This window comes from Dietzia sp. 179-F 9C3 NHS, from assembly GCF_045369825.1.
Taxonomy (GTDB): Bacteria; Actinomycetota; Actinomycetes; order Mycobacteriales; family Mycobacteriaceae; genus Dietzia.
Map to the genome: position 1 here is coordinate 173,682 of NZ_JBIQES010000007.1, position 24,227 is coordinate 197,908.

A 24,227-nucleotide genomic window follows, 5' to 3' on the forward strand; every position below is an offset into this window, starting at 1 on the left:
ACGGCCCCTGAACTGCACGGACCCATCCTGTCGGACCCATGTGATCTACTCGAACACATGAACGGGAACGTGGAGGCCGAGCGGGGTGCCGGCGAGACGGTGGCGGTGGCGGAGGCCATGGCCGCCGCTGGTGCCGCGTTCGCCGACGAGTGCCGCGCCTGCGCCCGCCGCATCCGCCTCGCGCACACGATTTTCGCCGCGCGCGAGGACGGGGCGGACGATCGGACCGGACCCGCGTGGTCCCATGTGGACGCGTGGGACCGGGCGCGCGCGGATCTCGCCGAGGCTCTGGTCATCAACGTGGGCCGCGCCCAGTCGTTCCTGGCCTTCTCGCTCGACCTGGTCCGACGCCTACCCGCCGTGCTGGAGGCCATGGAGGCCGGCCGGATGGACGAGCGCATCGCCCGCGACTTCCACCGTCGTCTCGCGACGGTCGACTCCGACCGTATCGCGGCGGTCCAGGCCCGCGCAGTCTCCGAGTACCTGGACCGGCTCGATCGCGGCGAGCGTCCCGGCCGGGCGGCCGTGGACGCGCTCATCGACGAGGTCATCGAACAACTCGATGCCGAGGCTCTCGCCCGGCGCCGGAAGGCGGCGGTCCGGGACCGCTTCGTGTCGCTCCGCGAGGCGCCGGACGGGATGTGCACCCTCTACGCCTCCCTCACCGCCGCGGAGGGGGCCGTCCTCGCCGCACGCCTCGAGCACGACGCCGCCGACGCCCTGGATCGCGAGCCCGACGCCGGGACCAGCCGCGGCGAGCGGTTGGCCGATGCCCTGGTCCACCTGGCCGTCAACACGGCGGCCCCCTCGTGCTCGACCCCGGGATCCGACGGGGGCCCCGGGCGCGCGCCGATCATCCGTCCGCAGGTCACCGTCATCGCCGGTCGGGGCCCCGCGGCCGGCCGGGTCGTGTTCGCCCGGAGCGGCGCGGCCTCGGTGGACGCGCTCCTGCAGCTTCTCGGAGCCTGCACCGGCGCTACCCTCGAATCGGTCGATCCGACCCCTGGGGCGGCGGACCACGGCAACCGTGCCGAGCGTCGCGCCAGGACACGCACGTACCGCATCGCGGAGGACCTCAAGCGCCGGATCCGGTTGCGTGACGGCACCTGCCGCCACCCCGGCTGCAGCGTGCGGGCGGAGTTCTGCGACGTCGACCATGTTCGCCCCTTCGACCACACCGATCCCAGCCGCGGCGGCCCGACGGCCGAGCACAATCTCATGTGCCTGTGCAGGCGGCATCACCGGTTCAAGACCCACGGATCCTGGCACTACCACCTGGCGCGGGACGGCACGCTCACCGTCGTCACCGATACCGGCCGTCGGCTGCGCACCCGTCCCTTCGGCCCCCTGGCACGCTGGCGAGAACTCGAGGCCCGCGGCAGCGTCGCCCCGGATGTCGTGTGGCCGCCGAATCGCGGTCGTTACCTGCTGGCCTGCTGACGCGCCGCCCGGGCCGCCGGTGCCAGGATCGCGAGCCCGAGCGCGGCCAGGCCGGCTCCTGCGAGCGCGGGTGAGGTGTATCCGAAGTCGGCGGCGATCACCACGCCGCCAATCCACGCGCCGAGCGCGTTGGCCACGTTGAGCGCGGAGTGGTTGAGCGCCGCGGCGAGGGTCTGCCCCCGCCCGGCCACTGCCATGAGCCGCGCCTGCAGGCCCGGCACGAGCGCCGCGCCGGTGGTTCCCACGAGGAACAGCCCCACCAGCGCGGTCACCGGGTTGCGCGCGGCCACCGAGAACAGCGCCAGCACGGCGATCATGAACACCGTGGTGCCGACGAGGCCGCGGTCGAGGTCGCGGTCGGCGATCACGCCGCCGGCGAGGTTGCCGGTCACCATCCCGAGGCCGTAGAGCGCGAGCACGGCGGGCATCCACCGCGAGGAGATCCCGGCCACGTCGACCATGGTCCACTGGATGTACGTGTAGACGGCGAACATGCCGCCGAAGCCGACGCACCCCACGGCCAGAGTCGCCAGGACCTGGGGCCGGGCCAGCGCGCCGAGCTCCTCCCGGGCGCGGACGGGGTCCCCGGAGCCCGGCGGCTCGGGGACGAGGGTCGCGATCGCCGCCACCGTCACCAGGCCGACGGCGCCGACGGCGAGGAAGGCCACCTGCCACCCCACCGCCTCGCCCAGCCAGGTGGCTGCCGGCACACCCACGACGTTGGCCACCGACAGCCCGAGGAGCACCAGCGCCACCGCCCGCGCCTGCTTCCCGGCCCCGGCGAGCGACGCCGCCACGAGGGAGGCCACCCCGAAGTAGGCGCCGTGTGGGATCCCCGCGACGAACCGCGCCGCGACGAGCAGTCCGGCCGACGGCGCGAACGCCGCCGCGACGTTGCCCACGGCGAACAGGCCCATGAGTGCCAGCAGCAGGGTGCGGCGTCGCCACCGCGAGGTCCACACGGTGAGCAGCGGGGCACCCACGACCACACCGAGCGCGTAGGCGGAGATGACGTGGCCGGCCTGCGGCTCGGTGAGTCCGAAGTCGTCGGCGATGGCGCGGAGCAGCCCCATGGCCGCGAACTCGGTCACGCCGATCCCGAACCCTCCGAGCGCGAGCGCGGCCAGGGCGAGGGGCACTCGCCGGCGCGAGGGGCGGCGGGTCGGGGTCACCGACGCAGGCTACGCCATCACCGCTTCCCTGCAGAGACGAGGGCGATCACGGCCCCCAGTGCGACGAGAGCGACGAGCAGGCCGCCGCCCACGAGCCACGGCCAGAACCGGCCGCCGGACTCCCCCGCACCGTAGGCGAGCCTCCCAACGCATACCGGGACCGGCGCCCGGCAACCATCCCGGCACCACCACCGCGAGCAGCATCGCCACCACGGCCACGAGGGCGAGGACAGGCCGGGACGAACGGGGAACACGCACCGTGAGGCTCCTTCTGCCGCTGATCTGGTCGAACGCAACAGCAGGCGCGACAGACGTTGCCCCGGTTCACGTGTCGTTCATCAGCGCCACCCCGATCAGGACGTGGCGGTCCGCATGAGCCGCCGGCCGCCGTAGACGAGCGCGACCATCGTGAGATACATGACGAGGCTGTAGACAGCGGCCGCCAGGCCCACCTCCTCGTTCCCGATCACCGTGAACGCGATGAGCATGGACAACGTGGTGTTCTTGATGCTGAACTCCACGGCGATCGCGATCTGCTCGGCCCGCCCCAGTCGGCACGCCCACGCGACGAACCCGCCCAGGAGGATGACGGCGAGATTGAGCACGATGACGGCGGGGCCGACGGCCACGACGAGGTCCACGATCCGGTCCCGCTGCCCGATGACGATGCCCACGATGAGCAACACCAGGACCACGGCGCCGACGAGGCCGACGAAGCGCTCGATCCGGTCGGCGAGAGCCGGCTTGCGGGCCCGGAGGATCATGCCGAGCAGCACCGGGATGAGGATGACGCCGAGGAGCAGACCGAAAGTCTGCACGAGCGGCACGGTGACCTCGAACTCGGCTGCGCCCGGGATGATGCGGGCGCCGACGTCGAACCACAGCGGCAGCGTGAGGATCACCGCGACCGAGGCGATCGCGGTGAGGATGATCGAGAGCGCGACGTTGCCGCGCGCGAGGTACGTGATGAGGTTGGACGTGGCCCCGCCCGGGCTGGCCGCCACGAGGACCACGCCGAGCGCCAGCAGCGGCGTCATGCCGTCGAAGAGCATCGCGACGCCGATGCCGACGAGCGGGACCAGGACGAGCTGACCGACGAGCCCCACGATCGACGGCCACGGGGCGCGTGCCTGGACGGCGAAGTCCTCCCTGGTCAGGCTGAGGCCGATGCCCACCATGATGATCGCCAGGGCGATCGGCAGACCGATGTCGATGAGGGGATTCTGATCCATGAGTGAACGCTAACCCACGGGCGGGGCCGGGACCGGCGGGTCCGCTCAGTCGCGGGCCGCACGCAGGTTTTCGTCGAGCGCCGCGAGGAAATCCTCTGTGGTGAGGTACTCCTGGTCCTCGCCGACGAGCAGCGCGAGGTCCTTGGTCATCTTGCCGTCCTCGACGGTCTTGATCACCACGTCCTCGAGCTGGTGGGCGAACTCGATGACCTCCGGGGTGTCGTCGAGCTTGCCCCGGTGCTCGAGTCCGCGGGTCCACGCGAAGATCGAGGCGATCGGGTTGGTGGAGGTGGGCTTACCCTCCTGGTGCTGCCGGAAGTGGCGGGTCACCGTGCCGTGCGCGGCCTCCGCCTCGCAGACTTTCCCGTCCGGGGTGAGCAGGACCGAGGTCATGAGGCCCAGCGAGCCGAAGCCCTGCGCGACGGTGTCGGACTGCACGTCGCCGTCGTAGTTCTTGCACGCCCAGACGTAGCCGCCCTCCCACTTGATGGACGAGGCCACCATGTCGTCGATGAGGCGGTGCTCGTACGTCAGCCCCTTGGCCTCGAAATCGTCTTTGAACTCGCGGTCGAACACGTCCTGGAAGATGTCCTTGAATGCGCCGTCGTAGGCCTTGAGGATGGTGTTCTTGGTGGACAGGTACACCGGGTAGTCGTGCTGCAGGCCGTAGTTGAAGGAGGCTCGGGCGAAGTCCTCGATGGACTTGGTGAAGTTGTACATGCCCATCACCACGCCGCCCTCCTCGGGCAGGCGGACCACCTCGTGCTCGATCGGCTCGGAACCGTCCTCGGGGGTGAACGTGATGGTGACGGTGCCGGCGCCGGGGACCGTGAAGTCGGTGGCACGGTACTGGTCGCCGAAGGCGTGGCGGCCCACGATGATCGGTTTGGTCCAGCCGGGGACCAGGCGCGGGACGTTGGAGATGATGATGGGCGCGCGGAAGATCGTGCCGCCGAGGATGTTGCGGATGGTGCCGTTGGGTGAGCGGTACATCTTCTTGAGGCCGAACTCCGCGACGCGCGCCTCGTCGGGGGTGATGGTGGCGCACTTGACGCCCACCCCGTGCTTCTTGATGGCCTCCGCGGCGTCGACCGTGACCTGGTCGTCGGTGGCGTCGCGGTTCTCGATGCCCAGGTCGTAGTACTCCAGGTCCACGTCCAGGTAGGGGTGGATGAGCTCGTCCTTGATGAACTTCCAGATGATGCGGGTCATCTCGTCGCCGTCGAGTTCGACGACCTTGCCCTCGACCTTGATCCTGGACATCGGCCCCATCTCCTCCCGCCGACCCTGTGGGGCCCGCGCCTGCTCGACAGTGATCGTGATGTGGCTCTCACCTTACCGAGCACGGCGACGGCGGAAGGCCAGGAGACGGCACCCACCGCCTGCGTTGCGCATCGCGGTCCGCTTAGGCTAGCCTCGCCGACAGGTCATGAGTTCCAGCATCAAGCCCCGGCTCGCTGGACGGCAACCCTCCGCCGCGGTGGGGTGCCCCGGGAGACGACCTGGCCACCGTCGGACCGACGGCAGGCAAGCGCGGGTCCGCTCCGAGGAGCGGGCGGACCCTTCCACGAGAGGAGGGGCACCGCCCCCATGACGTACGACAACAGCAATCCCGACTGGTCGTTCGAGACCCGTCAGATCCACGCCGGGCAGCCGGTGGACTCCGACACCGGTGCCCGCAACCTGCCGATCTACCAGACCACCTCGTACGTCTTCTCCGACGCCAAGCAGGCGGCGGACCGGTTCGCCCTGGCCGAGATGGGCCCCATCTACACCCGGATCACCAACCCGACCGTCGCCGCGGTCGAGGACCGGATCGCCTCCCTCGAGGGCGGTGTGGCGGCGCTGCTGTTCGCCTCCGGCCAGGCGGCGGAAACCGCCGCCATCCAGGCGATCACCCAGTCCGGCGGTCACGTGGTGGCCTCCCCCCGCCTCTACGGCGGTACCGACGCCCTGCTGCGCCACACGCTGCCCAAGTACGGCATCGAGACGACCTTCGTCGAGGATCCGGACGATCCGGCCTCCTGGCAGGCGGCGGTGCGGCCCAACACCAAGCTGTTCTACGCGGAATCCATCTCCAATCCGCTCAACGACGTCCTCGACATCCCGGCGATCGCCGAGGTGGCGCACCGCAACCAGGTACCGCTGGTGGTGGACAACACGGTCGCCACGCCCTACCTGATACGTCCGCTGGAGTTGGGCGCCGACGTCGTGGTGGCCTCGGCCACCAAGTACCTCGGCGGTCACGGCTCCTCACTCGGTGGCGTGTTGGTCGACGGCGGGTCGTTCGACTGGCGCGTGCAGCGCGACGGCCAGGACGTCTTCCCGTCCTTCACCACCCCGGACCCCGCGTACCACGGGCTGGTGTACGCCGACCTGGGGGCGCCGGCGCTGGCGCTCAAGGCCCGGGTGACCCTCCTGCGTGACACGGGTGCGGCGATCTCACCGTTCAACGCGTGGACACTGGCCCAGGGCATCGACACCCTCAGCCTGCGCGTCGAGCGGCACGTGTCCAACGCGCAGCGGATCGCCGAGTGGCTCGAGGCGCGCGACGACGTGGCGGGGGTCCAGTTCGCCGGCCTGCCGTCCTCGCCGTGGCACGCCACCCAGCAGCGGCTGTCCCCCAAGGGCGCGGGCGCGATCGTCACCTTCGACCTCGCCTCGCCCGAGGGCGCCTCGGACGAGGAGGTCCGCGACCGTGCCTGGCGGTTCATCGACGCCCTCAAGCTGCACTCGTGCCTGGTGAACATCGGTGACGTCCGGTCGCTGGTGTGCCACCCGGCCACCACCACCCATTCGCAGGGCACGCCGGAGGACAACGCCCGTGCCGGGGTCACGCCCGCCACGATCCGCTTGTCGGTGGGCATCGAGGGCATCGACGACCTGCTCGCCGACCTCGAGCTCGGCTTCTCGGCGATCGCCTGACCCACGTCCGCGCATGGTCAGTTCTTCCGATCCGCTCGCGCTGTTGCCCCCGGGCGACGGCACCCTCGGCCACGTCGCCCTCGGTGACCTCACCCTGGTCTCGGGTGTGGTCCTGCCGGGGGTGACGCTCGCCGTCCAACGGTGGGGGCGGATCGCGGAGGACCGGTCCAACGTGGTCCTCGTGGAGCACGCGCTCACCGGGGACTCGCACGTGGTGGGCCCCGTGGACTCGCTGCACCCCACGCCGGGCTGGTGGAACGGGCTCGTCGGGCCCGGCCTGCCGCTGGACACCGACCGCTACTGCATCCTCGCCGTCAACGTCCTCGGCGGATGTAGAGGGTCGACGGGGCCGAGTTCACTGCACCCCGACGGCCACTACTGGGGCGCCCGCTTCCCGGCCCTGTCCGTGCGGGACATGGTGGAGGCCGAGCGCCTGCTCGCAGACCTGCTGGGGGTGCAGCGCTGGGCCGCGGTCGTGGGCGGGTCGATGGGCGGGGCGCGGACGCTGGAGTGGATGGTCACGTACCCGGGCCGGGTCGGGGCGGCGTGTGTCCTCGCCGTCGGCGCCCGGGCCTCGGCCGACCAGATCGGCATCCAGACCGCCCAGATCATGGCCGTCACCTCCGACCCGCACTGGCAGCAGGGCGGCTACCACGGCACCGGCCGCACCCCGGTGGCCGGGCTGGGCATCGCCCGCCGGATCGCCCACCTGACCTATCGGGGCGAGGAGGAGCTCGACGAGCGCTTCGCCAACCGTCCCCAGCCCGGCGAGGAGCCGCGCGGCGAGGACCTGTCCCTGTCCGGCCGATTCGCGGTCCAGTCCTACCTGGACCACCAGGCGGGCAAGCTCGTCTCGCGCTTCGACGCCTGCACGTACGTCCTACTCACCGACGCGCTCAATCGCCACGACGTGGGCCTGGACCGCGGCGGCGTCGAGGCGGCGCTGCGGTCGTGCCCCGTGCCGTGCGTGATCGGCGGGGTCACCACCGACCGCCTGTACCCGCTGCGTCAGCAGGCCGAGCTCGCCGACCTGCTTCCCGGGGCGGACCCGCTGGTGGTGATCGACAGTCCGGCCGGCCACGACGGCTTCCTCACCGAGTCGGACGTGGTCGGTCCCATGCTCACCCGTACCCTCGAACTGGCCGAGCAGGGCGCTCGGGACCGGACGAGAGGATGCGCGTGACGGAGCCGGACCACCCCACCCTCCCCGGCGCCGTGGTGGGCCTGGTGGCGCTCGCCGTGGGCTTCGGGATCATCGGCATGGCCACCGGCTTCGCAACGGTGCTCGGGATCACGGCCACCGCGAGCGGCGGCGACGACGTGGCACCCTACGCGTCGATGGCCGCGGTCGCTGCGTTTTCACTGATCCTCGGCGCGCTGCTCGTCGCGGGCGGTGCGCTGCTCTGGCGGGCCCGCCGCGCGGCGCTGCCCGTGGTGGGGGTGGCCGTGACGCTGCTCGCCGTGAGCTCGGTGGCACGGATCGCGCTCGACGAGGTCACCTTCGTCTCCGTCCTGGGCAGCGTGCTCTCGCTCGCCGCGCTGGTCGTCATGGCGATGCTGCTCTTCTCCGACACCGTGCGCGAACACGTGCGGGCGGGCCGGCCGCTGCGGCTGCGCTGACGCCCCGTTACGCCGTGCCGAGCGCGTCGATCGAGGTGGCCAGCCACAGGATCGCCGCGCCGAGGGCCGTGTAGAAGCCCACGTCGAAGACCTTGCTGCGCACCCCCAGCAAGCGCACCCGGTGCTCCGGGAGCAGGCCGCGCAGGAGCGCGGCGGCCAAGGCGACGATCCCCACGACGAACGCCCCGCGGCGCCAGCGTTCCAGCACGACGAAGGCCAGCGCGACCGCTATCCCGCCGAGCACCATCGCCAGCGGCCACTGCGCCCGGATCTGCGACCACCGCAGCCGGGCGGGCCGGGTGCGCTGCGGGCGGTCCGGGGCCGGGCGCGTCACGCGCGCGCGATCCCGGCGAGCCGCTCGGCGCGCTCCACCACGTTGGCGAGCAGAAAGGCCCGGGTGAGCGGGCCGACGCCGCCCGGGTTCGGGGAGACCGCGCCGGCCACGTCCCAGACGTCCGGGTGGACGTCGCCGGCCAGCGTGCCGTCCAGCCGCGAGACGCCCACATCGAGCACGGCCGCCCCGGGGGCCACCATGTCGGCGGTGAGCATGTGAGGCACGCCGGCGGCGGCCACGATCACGTCGGCGCGGCGGGTCTCGGCGGCCAGATCCCGGGTGCCGGTGTGGCACAGGGTGACGGTGGAGTTCTCGCTGCGGCGCGTGAGCATGAGACCGATCGGGCGGCCCACCGTGACGCCGCGACCGATCACCACGACGTGCGCCCCGCCCAGCTCCACGCCGAAACGCCGCAGTAGGTGGATGCAGCCGTTGGGCGTGCACGGCAGCGGGGCCGGTTCGTTCAGCACCAGCTTGCCGAGGTTGACCGGGTGCAGCCCGTCGGCGTCCTTGGCCGGGTCGATCCGCTCGAGGATCGCGTTCTCGTCGAGGTGTTTCGGCAGCGGCAGCTGCACGATGTAGCCGGTGCACGCGGGGTCGGCGTTGAGCTCGTCGATCACGGCCTCGAGCTGCTCCTGCGTGGTGTCGGCGGGCAGGTCGCGGCGGATCGAGGCGATGCCCACCTGCTCGCAGTCCTTGTGCTTCATCGTGACGTAGGAGTGGCTGCCGGGGTCGTCGCCGACCAGCACGGTCGCCAGGCCGGGCGTGACGCCCTTCTCGTGGAGCGCGGCGACGCGCGTGGTGAGGTCGGCGACGATCTCGTCGCGGGTGAGCTTGCCGTCCAGCTTGATCGCGGTCACGCCCGCCAGTATCCCACGCCGTGCGGGGGCGGTCGGTCTGCCATGCTGTCCCCCATGACGGGAGTGGGCGTGCGCGTGCTGTTCGACCGACCCTGCATCCCGCCCAACACCGGCAACGCGATCCGCATGTCCGCCGGCGCCGGGTGCGAACTGCACCTGGCCGGCCCACTGGGCTTCGACCTGTCCGAGCGCCACCTGCGCCGGGCGGGCCTGGACTACCACGACCTGGCCCACGTGGTGGTGCATGCGGACCTGGAGGCAGCCTTCGCGGCGCTGCTCCCGGCGCGGATGTGGGCCTTCACCGCCGGCGCCGACCTCGCCCTTCACCAGGTACGATTCGCCGCCGGCGACGTCCTGCTCTTCGGCCCGGAGCCCACCGGGCTCGCCTCGGACGTGTTGTGGGACGAGCGCGTGACGGCGAGGGTGCGCATCCCACTACTCCCGGGCCGCCGCTCCATGAACCTCTCCAACGCCGCGGCGGTGGCCGTCTACGAGGCGTGGCGGCAGCAGGGGTTCACGGGGGGCAGCTGATTGGATTTTCAAAATCTGCACGATACAGTTTTCAGCATGACGAAACTTCGTGCCGTGGGTTTGCGAATCCTCGCGCCCCTGCTCATCGTTGCCACCGTGACCGCCGCCTGCTCGTCGACCGGATCCGGGGACGGGGAGAAGGCGGACAAGCCGCTCGTCGCCACGACCTTCACCGTGTTGGCCGACATGGCGCAGCGGATCGGCGGGGACCGGGTGACGGTGGAGTCCATCACCCGCCCCGGCGCGGACATCCACGAATACGAACCCACCTCCGGCGATCTCAAGCGTGTCGCCGGGGCCGACCTGCTCATCAGCAACGGCCTCGGCGTGGACGACTGGCTCTCCCGCTTCCTCGACTCCTCCGACGCCGCGCACGCGGTGGCCTCCGAGGGGGTCGAACCCATGCCGATCCGCTCGGGAGACTACGAGGGCAAGCCCAACCCGCACGCCTGGATGTCGCCGATCGCGGGCCGCACCTACCTGCACAACATCGCAGCGGCGCTCTCGCGGGTGGACCCGGAGGGCGAGCGCGAGTACACCGAGCGCGCCGAGGAGTTCGGCGCCGAGCTCGACGCCCTCCACACCCGCGCCACCGGCGTGGTGGAGGCCCTGCCGCCCGCGCACCGGACCCTGGTGACGTGTGAGGGCGCGTTCTCGTACCTCGCCCGGGACGTCGGCCTGGACGAACTGTACCTGTGGGCCGTCAACACCGAGGCCCAGGGCACCCCGCAGCAGGTCGCGAGCCTGATCGACGAGGTGCGCGAGCGCCGGGTCCCCGCGGTGTTCTGCGAGTCCACGGTCTCGGACTCGGCCATGCAGCAGGTGGCCCGTGCCACCGGCGCCCGGCTCGCGGGGACGCTCTACGTGGACTCGCTCTCCGGCCCCGAGGGCGACGTGCCGACGTACGTGGACCTGGTCGGGCACGACCTCGACCTGATCACCGAGGGACTGTCCTCCCGATGAGCGGGACGGGCACCGCTGCCGTCGAGGTCACGGGACTCACCGTGGACCGCGGCTCCGTCCGCGCGCTCGACGATCTCTCCCTCACCGTTCCGGCGGGCACCGTCACCGTGCTGCTCGGCCCCAACGGGTCCGGCAAATCGACCCTCCTGCTCGCCCTGCTGGGCCTGCTCCGGCCCGCCGCCGGGCGGGTCCGGTTGCTCGGCCGGCCGGTGCGCGCCGCGCTGAAGTCGGGCCGGGTCGCCACCGTCGGTCAGTCCGATGGGATCGACGAGGGCTTCCCCGTCACCGCCCGTGAGGTGGTGATGCAGGGACGCCGGCCATTCCTCGGCGCGTGGCGCCACCCGTCGTCGGCGGACCGCGCTGCGGCCGACGCGGGCCTCGAGCGCGTCGGCCTGGCCGACCTCTCGCGTCGGCGCATCGGCGAGCTGTCCGGCGGGCAACGGCGGCGGGTCCTGCTCGCACGTTGCCTGGCCCAGGAGGCCGACCTGCTGTTGCTGGACGAACCGTTCAACGGGATGGACGCCGGCAGCGAGGAGGTCTACGTGGACGTCCTCCGCGAGCTCGCGGCGCAAGGCCGCACCGCCCTCGTGTCCACCCACCACCTCGGAACGGTGGAACGCCTGGCCGATTCGGTGGCACTACTCGACGGCCGCCTGGTCGCCCACGGCACCGTCGCGGAGACCACGACGCCCGAGATGCTGGCCACACTCCTCGGTGCACGCCACCCCACCCCCTCCCCGACCGCCACCGCGGGGGTGGGACGATGATCGACCTGCTGCTCGACCCCATGGTCTACGGATTCATGCGGCGTGCCCTGCTCGTGGTGGTGGCCTCCGGAGTCGCGGGGGCGCTCCTGAGCTGCTGGCTCGTCCACATGGGCTGGGCGCTCATGGGCGACGCGGTCTCCCACGCCGTCCTTCCCGGGGTCGTGATCGCCTCGATGCTCGGCATCCCGTTCGCGGTGGGCGCTCTCGCCGCCGCGCTGGTGGCCGTGGCCCTGATCGGGGTGGTACGGGAGGGCGGCCCCGTCCGCGAGGACGCGGCGATGGGCATCGTGTTCACCGCCTTGTTCTCGATCGGCCTCGTGCTGATCGCGCGGTTCCCCAGCCAGCAGGACCTGCACACCATCCTGTTCGGCAGCCTGCTGGGCGTGGGCGACCGCGAACTCGTCCAGGTGCTCGTGGTGGCGGCGATCACCGTAGCGCTCCTGCTCGCCCTGCGCCGCGACCTCGTCCTGGTGGCGTTCGACCGCCTGCACGCCCACGCCCTGGGCTTACGGACTCGCGCCCTGACCGGGGTGCTCCTGGTGACCCTGGCCACCGCGACGGTGTCGGGCGTCCAGTCGGTGGGGGTGATCCTCGTGGTGGCCACGCTCATCATCCCCGGAGCCACGGCGCAGCTGCTCACCGACACGATGCGCGGGATGATGATCGTCGCCGTCGTCGTCGCCCTGATCGGCGGCGTGGCCGGCGTCTACCTCGCCTACTACGCCGACCTCCCGCCCGGGCCGGTCGTGGTCCTGGCCCAGGCCGCCATGTTCACCCTGGCCCAGTTGTTCGCACCACGCCGGGGACTGTTCCCGCGTGCACTGGCGCGGTGGTCGGGGACAATGGCTGCATGACGGACGACCACCCCGGGCATCTCGCCGACCTCACGCCCACCACCCAGGCCTACCTCATGGCCGTCCACGCCCTCGGGGCGGGAGGAGAGGCGGTGACGCCCGGGGCGATCGCGGAGCGGTTGGGCGCCTCGCCCTCGTCGGTGACGGAGGGGGTGCGCAGGCTCGCCGCCCTCGGCCTGGCCGAACACCGGCCGTACGCACCGGTCGAGCTGACCGAGGCCGGACGGGGTTTCGCAGTGGCGATGGTGCGACGCCACCGGATCCTCGAGACCTTCCTCTCCCGATGCCTCGACTACGACTGGGACGAGGTCCACGCGGAGGCGGACGCGATCGAGCACGTGGTCTCCGACCGGTTCGTCGACGCCCTCGACGCATTCCTCGGGCATCCCCGCCGCGATCCGCACGGCGACCCCATCCCCACCCGCGACGGCCACCTCGACTCCCTCGGTGACGTGCCGCTCGACGAGGTCCCGGAGGGCCAGAGCTGCGTGGTGACCCGCGTGTCGGACCGGGACGGGACGGTTCTGCGGCACCTCGGCGAGATCGGGTTGCGTCCCGACACCCCGGTGCTCGTCCGCGCGCGCCGGCTCGAACTGGGGATCGTCGAGGTGGAGATCGGCGACGAGACTGTCCGCCTCGGAGTGCCGGTGGCGGCGGCGGTGCGCGTCCGGATCTGCCCGGCGACACCGAGCTGACCACCCGGGAGGCCGACATCGGGGTGAACCCCCGGTTCGGGCCTGATTCCCGCTCCGCTGCTTTCGGGGTCAGCGGTCGGCGGTGGCTACGTGGAGCAGGTCGGCGGCCACCCCGCGGGGGCGGCGGCCCCGGAGCCACACCGCCCGCAGGACACGTGGCCACGACGCGTCGGCCACGGGGACCACCGCGAGGCGACCGGACTCGACGGCCCCGCGTACGGCGAGGGAGGACAGCACCGCCGGGGCGTCCGCCGTGATCACCACGGAGGTCACGCTCGCGGTGGACCCGAGTTCCATGAGCGGCGCCGCGGGCTCCAGACCCCGCGCCCGCAGCACCTCCTCGAAGGTGGACCGGGTCCCGGACCCGGGTTCACGGACGATCAAAGGGGTCGCGGCGAGTTCGCGCACCGTCAGCGGCTCGCGGGCCCGCGCCCACCGGTGGGCCGGCGGGACCACCACGAGCAGCTCGTCGATCGCCACGTCGAGCGAGTCCAGGTCCCGTGGGACGCCGGGCGACTCGACGAAGCCCAGGTCGACCTCGCCGCGGCGGACGGCGTCGATCACGTCGCCGGAGTTGCCCGGCCGCACGGTGATCCGCGCCTCCGGTGCCCGGCCACGCAGCCGGGCGGCCCACTGTGGGAACAGCCATTCGAGAACCGTGTTGGACGCCGCGATCGTGGCGCCCGCTCGTGGGTCGCCCCGCAGGTCGGCCACCCGGCCGTCGAACTCGGCGGCCGCGCGTAGCAGTTCGTCGGCCCACGTCACCACGCTCCGACCCGCCGCGGTGAGCTGCACTCCGCGGGCGGATCTGCGGAACACCGCCACCCCGAGGAGGGTCTCGGCCGACCGCACCCGTGCCGACACCGCCTGTTGACTCAGCCCGAGTTCCTCGGCCGCCGACCCCATCGAGCCCCGCCGCGCCACCACCACCAGGACGTCGAGCGCGGCGAGATCCGGCAGATGGGTGGGTACGCTCACCCGGTTCACTCTAGGCGGTCCGTCCCCGGTCACACATCGCGGTTGTGACCCCACCACGACGAGCCCCCTACCGGACGCCGGGTGCCGCCGCGACCATGGTGGACATGTCCACCGCTCTGGCCACCCGCCCGGTCCGCCCCGCCCCACGCCCGGCACTTCCCGCGGCCGGGCCGGCGTGGTTTCCCTCGGTAATGGGCACCGGAATCCTCTCCACCCTCCTGGCCCAGCACCACGACCGGATCCCCGGCGCGCTCCCCGCCGCATCCGTGCTGTTCGTCGTGGGCTGGGTGCTCGTGCTGGGGCTGTCGACGGCCTTCGGCGTCCGCTGTGCCCGCCGACAGGAGAGCCTGTCGGGATCCCTGCGGGACCACGCGCAGGCCCCGGCGTGGGGGACCACCTCGATGGGGCTGCTCGCCATGGGGTCCGCCACCGCCACGGTGGTTCCGCTCGTGGCCCCGGGGTGGGGCTCGGCGGCGATCGCGGTGGACGCGGCGCTCTGGACCCTCGGCACCCTGTTGGGCGTCTACACCACCGTATCCTTCGTGTGGGGGCTGCGCGCACACGAGCTCGGCGCTCCCGCGCCGCCGTGGGGTCTCCCCGTGGTGCCGCCGATGGTCTCCGCCACCACCGGTGCGACGCTCGTCGACCACCTCGCCGGGCGCGGGGCCCAGGTCGCGCTGCTCACGGTCCTGGTCGGCTGCTTCCTCCTGGCACTGGTGCCGGGCCTGGCGATCTTCGCCCGCGCCTACCACCACCACCTCCGGCGGGAGGCGCTGCCGGATGCCCTGCTGCCGTCGTTGTGGATCCCCCTCGGCGTGGTCGGCCAGTCCACCGCCGCCGCGCAGTCCATCGCGCTGCGGATGGACCGCCTCGCCACCTCCGGGACGGGCGAGGCGGCGCGCGCCCTCGCCGACGGGTACGGGGCCGTCATGATCCTGGCGCTGGGGGTGCCGCTCACCGCCTACGCCACCGTCGGTTGCCTGCGCGGCGCCGCCCGACGCATGCCCTTCTCGCCCGGCTGGTGGGCGATGACCTTCCCGGTGGGCACCCTCGCCCTCGGCGCGGGACTCCTCGGTCGTTCCCTGTCCTCCCCCGCCGGGGAGGCCGCGGACACCGCCCTTACGCTCACCCTCGTGGGCACATGGACCCTGTGTGCCACCGCGAGCCTCGTCGCCGTGGGGCGCGCGGCCGCGCACGTCCGGAGCCGTCGCGCCCGCCCACAGGCCGAGGAGTGAGGCGCGGCCGCGGGCACGACCGAGGCGTACGGCGAGTCCCGAGCTAGGCCGAGGCATACGGCGAGGCGCCCTGCCCGTCCTCGGGCGGTATCACGTCGCGACCCGACCTCGGAAAGGCCCGCTGCAGACAGTCCCGCCGGTCGCAGACGCGGCAACCGGCCCCGATCGGCGTGGCCGCCGCGCGGTCCGACAGGTCCAGCCCCCGCGAGTACACGAGCTGGTCGGCGTGCTCGATCGCGCATCCCAGCGCCACCGCGAACTCCGGCGTCGGCGCACCGAAGCCGTGCGAGCGACCGGTGACGGTCCGGGCGATCCACAGGTACCGGCGCCCGTCGGGCATCTCCGCCACCTGCCGCACGACCCGTCGCGGCGATTCGAACGCCCGGTGCACCACCCACAGGGGGCAGCTGCCACCGGAGCGCGAGAAGTGGAACGCGGTGGCGGACTGCCGCTTGGAGATGTTGCCCGCGCGGTCGGTACGCAGGAAGAGGAACGGCACCCCGCGGGCGCCGCGCCGCTGCAGGGTGGACAGGCGGTGGCAGACGGTCTCGAACCCCACTCCGAACCGCTGGGCGAGCAGCTCCACGTCGTAGCGGCGCCGACGCGCCTCGTCGAGGAAGCGACCGTACGGCAGGACCAGGGCACCCGCGAAATACTGGGCCAACCCCACCCTGACCAGCGCGCGCGTCGCCTCGTCCAGTCCCGTCTCCGACGCCACGATCCGGTCCACCAGGTCGGCGTGGCGCAGGAACGCGATCTGGATGCCCATCTGGAAGCAGCGGCGACCCGCCGAGGCGTCGGCGGGCAGGGACAGACACCGGCGCTCGCGGTCGTAGCGGCGGCGGAACCCGACGCCGATCGAGGGCCGATCCCGGTCGCCCTCGTGCCCTTCCCCGGGCTCGTCCACGGGGACCGTCTCGACCCGCACCCCCAGTTCCTCGCGCATCCACCGGAGCAGTTCCGGCTCGACCGCCGCGCCCACCTCGGGGAAGCGGGCGGCCAACTCCTCGGCGGCGGCGTCGAGCTCCGCGATGTGGTTACGACGGCGGTAGAAGAAGTCCCGAACCCCCTCGTACGCCCGCTGCCCGTCGACCCCGCCGTCGGCCGGTTCCGCGGCGGCCCCGTCGAGCCGTCCGGTCAGCGCCACGAGGTGTCGCGCGATGTCGGGGAACCGGGCCACCAGCTCGGCGGCCACAGCCGACTCGTCGGTCCCGGCGTCGATGCGGGCGCCGCCGTCGGCCAGGGCCGCCCGGACGTCGGCCACCAGTCGCGCCTCGGCGTCGTCGGAGAAGAAGCCGGCGTCCAGGTCGAAGGTGGACGTGAGTCGCAGCAGCACCGGGACGGTGAGGGGACGCTGGTCGTTCTCGAGCTGGTTGAGGTAGCTCGTGGACAGGTCCAGGCGGCGCGCCAGTTCCACCTGGCTCACGCCGATCTCCGCGCGGAGTCGCCGGATCCGCGCGCCCGCGAAGTGCTTGGCCATGACCGGACCCTACCCTGTCGCACCATTCGCAGAAATCGTCACTTCATGCCACAGAAATACGCATGAGCAGCATCTATACCGGGTGGCCACCCGGTGCATACGGTGCGAATCATGCACAATCACACCATTCGGACGCGCCCGTCCGCCGACCGGTTCCCCCGCACCGAGCACCTCGCCTGGAAGATCGCCGAGGTGGCCACCGACCCCGTCGCCGTCACCGACGAGGTCGAGGAGATGATCGTCAACCGGATCATCGACAACGCCGCCGTCGCCGTCGCCTCCGTCTTGCGCCGCCCGCCGTCCACCGCGCGCGCTCAGGCCGTCGCGCACCCGGTGAGCCGGGGTGGTGCCGGGGCGACGGTCTTCGGTCTCCGCGGACGCGTCTCCCCCGAGTGGGCGGCGTGGGCCAACGGCACCGCCGTCCGCGAACTGGACTTCCACGACACGTTCCTCGCCGCCGAGTACTCGCACCCGGGCGACAACATCCCACCGATCCTCGCCGTGGCCCAGCACGCCGGGCGCACCGGCGCCGACCTCGTGCGAGGATTGGCCACCGGCTACGAGATCCAGGTGGACCTGGTCAAGGGCATCTGCCTGCACGAGCACAAGATCGACCACGTGGCCCACCTCGGCCCGTCGGCCGCCGCGGGAATCGGCACCCTGCTCGGGCTGGACACCGAGACGGTCTACCAGGCGATCGGCCAGGCCCTGCACACCACCACCGCCACCCGACAGTCCCGCAAGGGCGAGATCTCCTCGTGGAAGGCGTTCGCCCCGGCCTTCGCCGGGAAGATGGCCGTCGAGGCCGTGGACCGCGCGATGCGCGGCGAGGGGGCCCCGTCGCCGATCTGGGAGGGCGAGGACGGCGTGATCGCGCGCCTGCTCTCGGGGCCCGGGCACGAGTACACCGTCCCCCTGCCGGAGCCCGGCGAGGCCAAGCGGGGCATCCTCGACACCTACACCAAGGAGCACTCCGCCGAGTACCAGTCGCAGGCCCCCATCGACCTGGCCCGCCGCATGCGCGAGCGCATCGGCGACCTCTCGGCGATCGAGAGGGTCGTCCTGCACACCAGCCACCACACCCACGTGGTGATCGGCACCGGCTCCAACGACCCGCAGAAGTTCGATCCGCAGGCCAGCCGCGAGACCCTCGACCACTCGGTGATGTACATCTTCGCCGTAGCGCTGGAGGACGGCACCTGGCACCACGAGCGCTCCTACGCCCCGGAGCGGGCCCGGCGACCGGAGACCGTCGCACTCTGGCGGAAGATCTCGACCGTGGAGGACCCGGAGTGGACCCGCCGCTACCACTCCACCGACCCCGCGGAGAAGGCCTTCGGGTGCCGAGCCGAGATCACCCTGACCGACGGCACCGTGCTCACCGACGAGATCGGTGTCGCCGACGCCCACCCCTACGGCGCCCGGCCCTTCGCACGCGAGCAGTACATCGCCAAGTTCCACACGCTCGCCGAGGGGCTGGTCTCGGACGCCGAGCAGGAGCGGTTCCTCGACGCCGCCCAGCGCACCCCGGACCTCGCGGCGGGCGAGCTGGACCAGCTCAACGTCGTCCTCACCGATTCGGCGATCACGCGAGCCCCGCAGATCCCCGGCGGAGTGTTCTGATGAGCCCCGCCGACGCCACACCCGACTCGCCGGCCGGTCTCTACTCCAGTGTCACCACGGCCCACGAGAAGCGGTTGGCGCTGCGGACGGCGCTGGCCGCCCCGGAGATCTGCCGCCTACCCGGTGCCTTCTCCCCGCTGGTGGCCCGACTCGTCGAGGACGTCGGATTCGAGGGCGTGTACGTCTCCGGCGCCGTCCTCTCCGCGGACCTGGCGTTGCCGGACATCGGCCTCACCACGCTCACCGAGGTGACCGACCGCAGCCGCCAGATCGCGCGCGTCACCGACCTGCCGGTGCTGGTGGACGCCGACACCGGGTTCGGCGAACCCATGAGCGCCGCCCGCACGATCAGCGAGCTCGAGGACGCAGGGATCGCCGGCTGCCACCTGGAGGACCAGGTCAACCCCAAGCGTTGCGGTCACCTCGACGGCAAATCGGTCGTGCCGATCGAGGACATGGTGCGCCGCCTCGGGGCGGCCGTGTCCGCGCGGCGTGACGACGCCTTCGTGATCTGTGCCCGTACCGACGCCCGCGCGACGGACGGACTCGACGCCGCGATCGCCCGGGCAAGGGCCTACGCCGATGCAGGCGCCGACATGATCTTCACCGAAGCCCTCACCGGCGCGGACGAGTTCGAGGCGTTCCGGGCAGCGGTCGACGTGCCGCTGTTGGCCAACCTCACCGAGTTCGGCAAGTCCGAGCTCGTCGGCGCGGACACGCTCACCGAGATCGGTTACGACGCCGTCATCTACCCCGTCACCACCCTGCGCATCGCCATGGGCGCCGTCGAGGACGCCCTGCGCGAGATCGCCACCACCGGCACGCAGACCGGCTGGCTCGACCGCATGCAGCACCGCGAGCGGCTCTACGAGCTGAACCGCTACGCCGAGTTCAACCGGTTCGATTCCGCACTCTTCACCAAGGGGTTCTGGCAATGACCACTCCCGCACCGTCCGCCACCGAGATCCGTAAGGGACTGGCCGGCGTCGTCGTCGACACCACTGCCGTGTCCAAGGTCGTCCCCGAGACCAACTCGCTCACCTACCGCGGCTATCCCGTGCAGGACCTCTGCGCGCACTGCAGCTTCGAGGAGGTCGCCTATCTGCTCTGGTACGGCGAGCTGCCCACCCGCGGCCAACTCGACCTGTTCAGTCAGCGCGAACGGGCGGCCCGCCGTGCCGACCGTGCCCTGCTCGACCTGGTCGCACAGATGCCGCGCTCGGCACACCCGATGGACGTCATGAGGACGGTGGTGAGTTGGCTCGGCGCCCGCGATCCGGAGGAGGACGCCACCGACCCGAGATCCCTGCGGGCGCACGGCCTGCGCCTGCTGGCCGTGCTGCCCACCGTCATCGCCGTCGACCTGCGCCGGCGCCGCGGACTCGACCCGATCCCGCCGGACCACACCCGGTCCTACAGCGAGAACTTCCTCCACATGTGTTTCGGTGAGGCCGCGGCGGCGGACGTGCGCGCGTTCGACACCTCGATGATCCTCTACGCCGAGCACTCCTTCAACGCCTCGACCTTCACCGCGCGCGTCGTCACCTCGACCACCTCGGACTATTACAGCGCTATCACCGCCGCGATCGGCGCGCTCAAGGGCCCCCTGCACGGCGGCGCCAACGAGGCGGTGATGCACCACATGCTCGAGATCGGCGACCCCGCCAGGGCCGCCGACTGGGTGGAGGCCAGGCTCGAGGCCAAGGAGAAGATCATGGGCTTCGGGCACCGGGTCTACAAGCGTGGGGACTCGCGGGTACCCACCATGGATCGCGCGTTCCGCGACGTGGCGGCCGTCCACGGCGGCGAGAAGTGGGTGCGGATGTATGACGCCATGGCCGCCGCCATGGACGCCCGCACCGGGATCAAGCCCAACCTCGACTTCCCGTCCGGTCCCACCTATCACCTCCTCGGATTCGACGTCGAGTTCTTCACGCCGCTGTTCGTCGCCTCCCGGGTCGCGGGTTGGACGGCGCACATCATGGAGCAGACCGCCTCCAACGCCCTCATCCGGCCGCTCAGCGCCTACGACGGCGTGCCGCAGCGAGAGGTGAAGGCCTCGTGACGCCCGAGACGACGGGGTTCCGGAAGGTCCTCGTGGCCAACCGCGGGGAGATCGCCGTCCGCGCCTTCCGCGCAGCCTACGAACTCGGTGCCGCGACGGTCGCCGTCTACCCGTACGAGGACCGACACTCGGTGCACCGGTCGAAGGCAGACGAGGCCTACCAGATCGGCGAGAGGGGTCACCCGGTACGGGCCTACCTCGACGTGGACGCGATCGTCGACCTTGCCGAGTCCACCGGCGCGGACGCCGTCTACCCGGGATACGGATTCCTCTCCGAGAACGCCGGGCTGGCCCGGGCCTGCGAGCGCGCCGGGATCACCTTCGTGGGACCGCGCCCCGAGGTGTTGGACCTCACCGGGGACAAATCCCGCTCGGTGGCCGCCGCGCGGGAGGCCGGCGTACCGGTCCTCGACTCCAGTCCGCCGTCCCAGGACGTCGACACCCTGACCCGCGCCGCGCAGAGCATGACGTTCCCACTGTTCGTCAAGGCCGTCGCCGGGGGCGGCGGGCGCGGAATGCGGCTGGTCGAGGAGCCCGGCCCGGACGCGTCGGCGCTGCGGGAGGCGATCGGGGCGGCCTCACGCGAGGCCGCCGTGGCGTTCGGCGACGGGCGGGTCTTCCTCGAGCAGGCCGTCGTGGACCCCCGGCACATCGAGGTGCAGATCCTCGCCGACGCCACGGGAGAGGTCCTCCACCTCTACGAGCGGGACTGTTCCGTGCAGCGCCGCCACCAGAAGGTGGTGGAGATCGCCCCGGCCCCGCACCTCGACCCCGCGCTGCGGGACCGGATCTGCGCCGACGCCGTGGCCTTCGCCCGTCACGTGGGCTACACGTGCGCGGGGACCGTCGAGTTCCTCGTGGACTCCGCCGGACGCCATGTGTTCATCGAGATGAACCCGCGCATCCAGGTCGAGCACACCGTCACCGAGGAGGTGACCGACGTCGACCTGGTGTCCGCACAGTTGCGGCTGGCGGCCGGGGAGACGCTCGCCGACCTGGGCCTGGACCAGAAGTCGATCACCCTGCGCGGCGCCGCGCTGCAGTGCCGCATCACCACCGAGGACCCCTCCGCCGGGTTCCGCCCCGACACCGGGCGGATCACCGTGTACCGCTCCCCCGGCGGCAGCGGCGTCCGGCTCGACGGGGCCGCCCACCTCGGGGCGGAGGTGAGCGGCCACTTCGACTCGATGCTGGTCAAGCTCACCTGCCGGGGGCGGGACCTGCCCACCGCGGTGCGGCGGGCGCGGCGTGCCCTGGCGGAGTTCCGGATCCGCGGCGTGGCCACCAACCTGGGTTTCCTCCGCTCGCTCCTGGACGATCCGGACTTCCTCGCCGGTCGGGTCACCACGTCGTTCATCTCCGAACGCCCCCATCTGCTCGCCGACCGGGTGAGCGGCAACCGCACCGGGCGGCTCCTGGAGTACCTCGCCGACGTCACCGTCCACCGCCCGCACGGCGAGCGGCCGGCGACCGTCTATCCGCGCGACAAGCTGCCCGAGCTCCCGGCGGTGCTGCGGGACTCCGATCCGCCGGCCGGGTCCCGGGACCTGCTCCGTGAGCTGGGCCCCGCGGGGTTCGCCCGAGCCCTGCGCGAGCAGCCCGCCGTCGCCGTCACCGACACGACCTTCCGCGACGCCCACCAGTCGCTGCTCGCCACGCGCGTGCGCACCTCCGGCCTGGAGGCGGTGGCCGGGCACGTCGCCCGACTCACTCCACAGGTGTGGAGCGTGGAGTGTTGGGGCGGGGCGACCTACGACGTGGCGCTGCGGTTCCTCGGTGAGGACCCCTGGGAGCGGCTGGAACGCCTCCGCACGGCCATGCCCACCCTGTGTCTGCAGATGCTGTTGCGCGGCCGCAACGCCGTCGGGTACACCCCGTACCCCGAGAGCGTGACCCGCGCCTTCGTCGACGAGGCCGCGCGGACGGGCATCGACGTGTTCCGGGTGTTCGACGCCCTCAACGACGTCGAGGCCATGCGACCGGCGATCGACGCCGTGCTGGAGACCGGCACCGCCGTGGCCGAGGTGGCGATGAGCTACACGGGTGACCTCTCGGACCCCGCCGAGGACCTGTACACGCTCGACCACTGGCTGCGCCTGGCCGAGCGGATCGTCGGCACCGGTGCCCACGTCCTGGCGATCAAGGACATGGCCGGGCTGCTCCGACCCCAGGCCGCCACGACCCTGGTCTCGGCGCTTCGCCGCGAGTTCGACCTGCCGATCCACGTACACACCCACGACACGCCGGGCGGCCAGCTCGCCACCTACCTGGCCGCCGTGGCCGCGGGAGCCGACGCGGTCGACGGGGCGAGCGCCCCGATGGCCGGGACCACCAGTCAGCCACCACTGTCGGCGATCGTGGCCGCGTTCGCGCACACCGAGCAGGACACCGGCCTGGACCTGGACGCGGTGTGTTCGCTCGAACCGTACTGGGAGGCCCTGCGCGCCGTGTATCGCCCCTTCGAGGCGGCTCCCCCGGGCCCGACCGGTCGCGTGTACACGCACGAGATCCCCGGCGGTCAGCTGTCCAACCTGCGGGCCCAGGCCCGGGAGCTGGGGTTGGCCGACCGCTTCGAGGCCGTCGAGTCCGCCTACGCCGGAGCCGACCGGGTGCTGGGCAGACCGGTCAAGGTCACGCCGTCGTCCAAGGTCGTGGGGGACCTGGCGCTGGCCCTGGTGGGCGCGGGGATCACCGCGGAGGAGTTCGCGGACGAGCCGGCCCGGGTGGACGTGCCCGAGTCGGTCGTGGGATTCCTCCGCGGTGAGCTCGGGACGCCGGCCGGCGGTTGGCCGGAGCCGCTACGGTCGGTCGTGCTGGAGGCCCGGGGTTCGGCGCCGCTCGACGGCCCGCCCGAGGTCGACGAGGTCCCCGCCGGGGACGCCCCCGCCCTCACCGGCCCCGGCCCAGCCCGGCGAGACGCACTCAACCGCCTGCTCTTCCCCGGCCCCGCGGCCGAGTTCGCCGAGCACCGGCGCCGCTACGGCGACACCTCCCACCTCTCCGCGAACCAGTTCTTCTACGGGCTGCGGCAGGGTGAGGAGCATCGGGTCGCCCTGGAGGACGGGGTGGAGGTCCTCATCCGGCTCGAGGCGATCGGGGAGCCCGACGACAAGGGCATGCGGTCGGTCGTCCTCGTCGTCAACGGGCAGATCCGTCCGGTCCTCGTGCGGGACCGATCGGTCGAATCGTCGGCACCGGTCGCGGAGAAGGCCGACCGCACGGATCCGGGCCAGGTCGCCGCCCCCTTCGGGGGTGTGGTCACCCTCGAGGTGGCCGAGGGGGACACGGTCGCGGCCGGAGAGCGCGTGGGCACGATCGAGGCCATGAAGATGGAGGCGGCGATCAGCGCCCCTGTGGCGGGGGCGGTCCACCGGGTTCTGGTACCGGGACCCCGCCAGGTCGAGGGGGGCGATCTGCTCCTGGTGATCGGGTGAGGGCGGCCCGCGGTAGGGG

At 72.3% G+C, this 24,227-nt stretch carries 21 protein-coding genes and 1 riboswitch; of the genes, 14 read left to right on the forward strand and 7 right to left on the reverse strand.

Translation table 11 applies throughout. The annotated features are described in order from the left end of the window. The first annotated feature begins 57 nt into the window (after window positions 1-57). The gene (locus tag ACH0BZ_RS10615) at window positions 58-1,440 is read left to right on the forward strand and encodes a DUF222 domain-containing protein (protein WP_406898247.1); all 1,383 of its coding nucleotides are present in this window, start codon (window positions 58-60) and stop codon (window positions 1,438-1,440) included. Here ACH0BZ_RS10615 and ACH0BZ_RS10620 read toward each other — a convergent pair. The 3 genes from ACH0BZ_RS10620 to ACH0BZ_RS10630 form a co-directional block, all read right to left on the reverse strand. Then, window positions 1,422-2,612 carry an MFS transporter gene (locus ACH0BZ_RS10620; protein WP_406898249.1) on the reverse strand — a complete coding sequence of 397 codons (1,191 nt, stop codon included), beginning with the start codon at window positions 2,610-2,612 and terminating at the stop codon, window positions 1,422-1,424. The two genes, ACH0BZ_RS10615 and ACH0BZ_RS10620, sit on opposite strands and share 19 nt — an antisense overlap. Before the next feature lie 353 nt (window positions 2,613-2,965). Continuing rightward, window positions 2,966-3,844 carry a bile acid:sodium symporter family protein gene (locus ACH0BZ_RS10625; protein ID WP_406898250.1) on the reverse strand — a complete coding sequence of 293 codons (879 nt, stop codon included), beginning with the start codon at window positions 3,842-3,844 and terminating at the stop codon, window positions 2,966-2,968. A gap of 45 nt (window positions 3,845-3,889) precedes the next feature. After that, a complete protein-coding gene (locus tag ACH0BZ_RS10630; RefSeq protein WP_406898251.1) occupies window positions 3,890-5,107 on the reverse strand; it encodes an NADP-dependent isocitrate dehydrogenase in 1,218 nt (405 codons plus the stop codon). A 162-nt stretch (window positions 5,108-5,269) separates the two neighbouring features. Then, a riboswitch (SAM riboswitch) is annotated at window positions 5,270-5,384 on the forward strand. A 50-nt stretch (window positions 5,385-5,434) separates the two neighbouring features. Between ACH0BZ_RS10630 and ACH0BZ_RS10635 the strand changes: the two genes are divergently transcribed. The 3 genes from ACH0BZ_RS10635 to ACH0BZ_RS10645 are packed head-to-tail and all read left to right on the forward strand — an operon-like array spanning window position 5,435 to window position 8,389. After that, complete coding sequence (locus tag ACH0BZ_RS10635) at window positions 5,435-6,769, forward strand: O-acetylhomoserine aminocarboxypropyltransferase/cysteine synthase family protein (RefSeq protein ID WP_406898253.1); 1,335 nt, start codon at window positions 5,435-5,437, stop codon at window positions 6,767-6,769. Between the two features lie 13 nt (window positions 6,770-6,782). Then, on the forward strand, window positions 6,783-7,952 hold the full coding sequence (locus ACH0BZ_RS10640; protein WP_406898254.1) for a homoserine O-acetyltransferase: 1,170 nt from the start codon (window positions 6,783-6,785) through the stop codon (window positions 7,950-7,952). Then, window positions 7,943-8,389 (forward strand): hypothetical protein, encoded by a 447-nt coding sequence (locus tag ACH0BZ_RS10645; protein WP_406898255.1) that lies wholly within the window; start codon window positions 7,943-7,945, stop codon window positions 8,387-8,389. Before ACH0BZ_RS10640 ends, ACH0BZ_RS10645 begins: the two co-directional genes overlap by 10 nt. 7 nt (window positions 8,390-8,396) lie before the next feature. On the opposite strand, the gene ACH0BZ_RS10650 is transcribed toward ACH0BZ_RS10645, so the two are convergent. Then, entirely contained in the window at window positions 8,397-8,723 is a 327-nt protein-coding gene (locus tag ACH0BZ_RS10650) for a DUF3017 domain-containing protein (protein ID WP_406898256.1), read from the reverse strand. Further along, window positions 8,720-9,583 (reverse strand): bifunctional methylenetetrahydrofolate dehydrogenase/methenyltetrahydrofolate cyclohydrolase, encoded by an 864-nt coding sequence (locus ACH0BZ_RS10655; protein WP_406898258.1) that lies wholly within the window; start codon window positions 9,581-9,583, stop codon window positions 8,720-8,722. Before ACH0BZ_RS10655 ends, ACH0BZ_RS10650 begins: the two co-directional genes overlap by 4 nt. A 54-nt stretch (window positions 9,584-9,637) precedes the next feature. On the opposite strand from ACH0BZ_RS10655, the gene ACH0BZ_RS10660 reads away from it, so the two are divergent. Genes ACH0BZ_RS10660 through ACH0BZ_RS10680 form a run of 5 tightly spaced genes read left to right on the forward strand, consistent with a single transcriptional unit; the run spans window position 9,638 to window position 13,393 of the window. Continuing rightward, window positions 9,638-10,114, forward strand: a complete 477-nt coding sequence (locus ACH0BZ_RS10660) for a tRNA (cytidine(34)-2'-O)-methyltransferase (protein WP_406898259.1) — start codon at window positions 9,638-9,640, stop codon at window positions 10,112-10,114. A 36-nt stretch (window positions 10,115-10,150) separates the two neighbouring features. Then, on the forward strand, window positions 10,151-11,077 hold the full coding sequence (locus tag ACH0BZ_RS10665; protein ID WP_406898261.1) for a metal ABC transporter substrate-binding protein: 927 nt from the start codon (window positions 10,151-10,153) through the stop codon (window positions 11,075-11,077). Then, window positions 11,074-11,844, forward strand: a complete 771-nt coding sequence (locus ACH0BZ_RS10670; protein WP_406898262.1) for a metal ABC transporter ATP-binding protein — start codon at window positions 11,074-11,076, stop codon at window positions 11,842-11,844. The genes ACH0BZ_RS10665 and ACH0BZ_RS10670 overlap by 4 nt, the downstream gene beginning before the upstream one ends. Beyond that, on the forward strand, window positions 11,841-12,698 hold the full coding sequence (locus tag ACH0BZ_RS10675; RefSeq protein WP_406898263.1) for a metal ABC transporter permease: 858 nt from the start codon (window positions 11,841-11,843) through the stop codon (window positions 12,696-12,698). Before ACH0BZ_RS10670 ends, ACH0BZ_RS10675 begins: the two co-directional genes overlap by 4 nt. Continuing rightward, entirely contained in the window at window positions 12,695-13,393 is a 699-nt protein-coding gene (locus ACH0BZ_RS10680) for a metal-dependent transcriptional regulator (RefSeq protein WP_406898264.1), read from the forward strand. The genes ACH0BZ_RS10675 and ACH0BZ_RS10680 overlap by 4 nt, the downstream gene beginning before the upstream one ends. A 69-nt stretch (window positions 13,394-13,462) precedes the next feature. Here ACH0BZ_RS10680 and ACH0BZ_RS10685 read toward each other — a convergent pair whose 3' ends face one another. Further along, entirely contained in the window at window positions 13,463-14,371 is a 909-nt protein-coding gene (locus ACH0BZ_RS10685; protein ID WP_406898265.1) for a LysR family transcriptional regulator, read from the reverse strand. Between the two features lie 104 nt (window positions 14,372-14,475). Between ACH0BZ_RS10685 and ACH0BZ_RS10690 the strand changes: the two genes are divergently transcribed. Continuing rightward, on the forward strand, window positions 14,476-15,606 hold the full coding sequence (locus ACH0BZ_RS10690; RefSeq protein WP_406898266.1) for a TDT family transporter: 1,131 nt from the start codon (window positions 14,476-14,478) through the stop codon (window positions 15,604-15,606). Between the two features lie 43 nt (window positions 15,607-15,649). Here ACH0BZ_RS10690 and ACH0BZ_RS10695 read toward each other — a convergent pair whose 3' ends face one another. Continuing rightward, on the reverse strand, window positions 15,650-17,086 hold the full coding sequence (locus ACH0BZ_RS10695) for a short-chain fatty acyl-CoA regulator family protein (RefSeq protein ID WP_406898268.1): 1,437 nt from the start codon (window positions 17,084-17,086) through the stop codon (window positions 15,650-15,652). Between the two features lie 111 nt (window positions 17,087-17,197). Between ACH0BZ_RS10695 and prpD the strand changes: the two genes are divergently transcribed. From prpD to ACH0BZ_RS10715, 4 genes are read left to right on the forward strand one after another with little or no spacing between them, the layout of a single operon-like run. Further along, the gene (prpD, locus tag ACH0BZ_RS10700) at window positions 17,198-18,709 is read left to right on the forward strand and encodes a 2-methylcitrate dehydratase PrpD (RefSeq protein ID WP_406898269.1); all 1,512 of its coding nucleotides are present in this window, start codon (window positions 17,198-17,200) and stop codon (window positions 18,707-18,709) included. Next, window positions 18,709-19,647: a methylisocitrate lyase gene (gene prpB / locus ACH0BZ_RS10705; RefSeq protein ID WP_406898271.1), complete on the forward strand. Its 939-nt coding sequence runs from the start codon at window positions 18,709-18,711 to the stop codon at window positions 19,645-19,647. Before prpD ends, prpB begins: the two co-directional genes overlap by 1 nt. Next, window positions 19,644-20,774 carry a bifunctional 2-methylcitrate synthase/citrate synthase gene (locus ACH0BZ_RS10710; RefSeq protein WP_406898272.1) on the forward strand — a complete coding sequence of 377 codons (1,131 nt, stop codon included), beginning with the start codon at window positions 19,644-19,646 and terminating at the stop codon, window positions 20,772-20,774. Before prpB ends, ACH0BZ_RS10710 begins: the two co-directional genes overlap by 4 nt. Next, the gene (locus tag ACH0BZ_RS10715; protein WP_406898273.1) at window positions 20,771-24,208 is read left to right on the forward strand and encodes a pyruvate carboxylase; all 3,438 of its coding nucleotides are present in this window, start codon (window positions 20,771-20,773) and stop codon (window positions 24,206-24,208) included. The genes ACH0BZ_RS10710 and ACH0BZ_RS10715 overlap by 4 nt, the downstream gene beginning before the upstream one ends. Window positions 24,209-24,227: the final 19 nt, after the last annotated feature.

Bases quoted from the DNA above. Each gene is read 5' to 3' on its own strand.
- ACH0BZ_RS10615 (WP_406898247.1), top strand. From the start codon at position 58: ATGAACGGGAACGTGGAGGCCGAGCGGGGTGCCGGCGAGACGGTGGCG.
- ACH0BZ_RS10625 (WP_406898250.1), bottom strand. From the start codon at position 3,844: ATGGATCAGAATCCCCTCATCGACATCGGTCTGCCGATCGCCCTGGCG.
- ACH0BZ_RS10630 (WP_406898251.1), bottom strand. From the start codon at position 5,107: ATGTCCAGGATCAAGGTCGAGGGCAAGGTCGTCGAACTCGACGGCGAC.
- ACH0BZ_RS10635 (WP_406898253.1), top strand. From the start codon at position 5,435: ATGACGTACGACAACAGCAATCCCGACTGGTCGTTCGAGACCCGTCAG.
- ACH0BZ_RS10640 (WP_406898254.1), top strand. From the start codon at position 6,783: ATGGTCAGTTCTTCCGATCCGCTCGCGCTGTTGCCCCCGGGCGACGGC.
- ACH0BZ_RS10645 (WP_406898255.1), top strand. From the start codon at position 7,943: ATGCGCGTGACGGAGCCGGACCACCCCACCCTCCCCGGCGCCGTGGTG.
- ACH0BZ_RS10660 (WP_406898259.1), top strand. From the start codon at position 9,638: ATGACGGGAGTGGGCGTGCGCGTGCTGTTCGACCGACCCTGCATCCCG.
- ACH0BZ_RS10665 (WP_406898261.1), top strand. From the start codon at position 10,151: ATGACGAAACTTCGTGCCGTGGGTTTGCGAATCCTCGCGCCCCTGCTC.
- ACH0BZ_RS10670 (WP_406898262.1), top strand. From the start codon at position 11,074: ATGAGCGGGACGGGCACCGCTGCCGTCGAGGTCACGGGACTCACCGTG.
- ACH0BZ_RS10675 (WP_406898263.1), top strand. From the start codon at position 11,841: ATGATCGACCTGCTGCTCGACCCCATGGTCTACGGATTCATGCGGCGT.
- ACH0BZ_RS10680 (WP_406898264.1), top strand. From the start codon at position 12,695: ATGACGGACGACCACCCCGGGCATCTCGCCGACCTCACGCCCACCACC.
- ACH0BZ_RS10690 (WP_406898266.1), top strand. From the start codon at position 14,476: ATGTCCACCGCTCTGGCCACCCGCCCGGTCCGCCCCGCCCCACGCCCG.
- ACH0BZ_RS10695 (WP_406898268.1), bottom strand. From the start codon at position 17,086: ATGGCCAAGCACTTCGCGGGCGCGCGGATCCGGCGACTCCGCGCGGAG.
- prpD (WP_406898269.1), top strand. From the start codon at position 17,198: ATGCACAATCACACCATTCGGACGCGCCCGTCCGCCGACCGGTTCCCC.
- prpB (WP_406898271.1), top strand. From the start codon at position 18,709: ATGAGCCCCGCCGACGCCACACCCGACTCGCCGGCCGGTCTCTACTCC.
- ACH0BZ_RS10710 (WP_406898272.1), top strand. From the start codon at position 19,644: ATGACCACTCCCGCACCGTCCGCCACCGAGATCCGTAAGGGACTGGCC.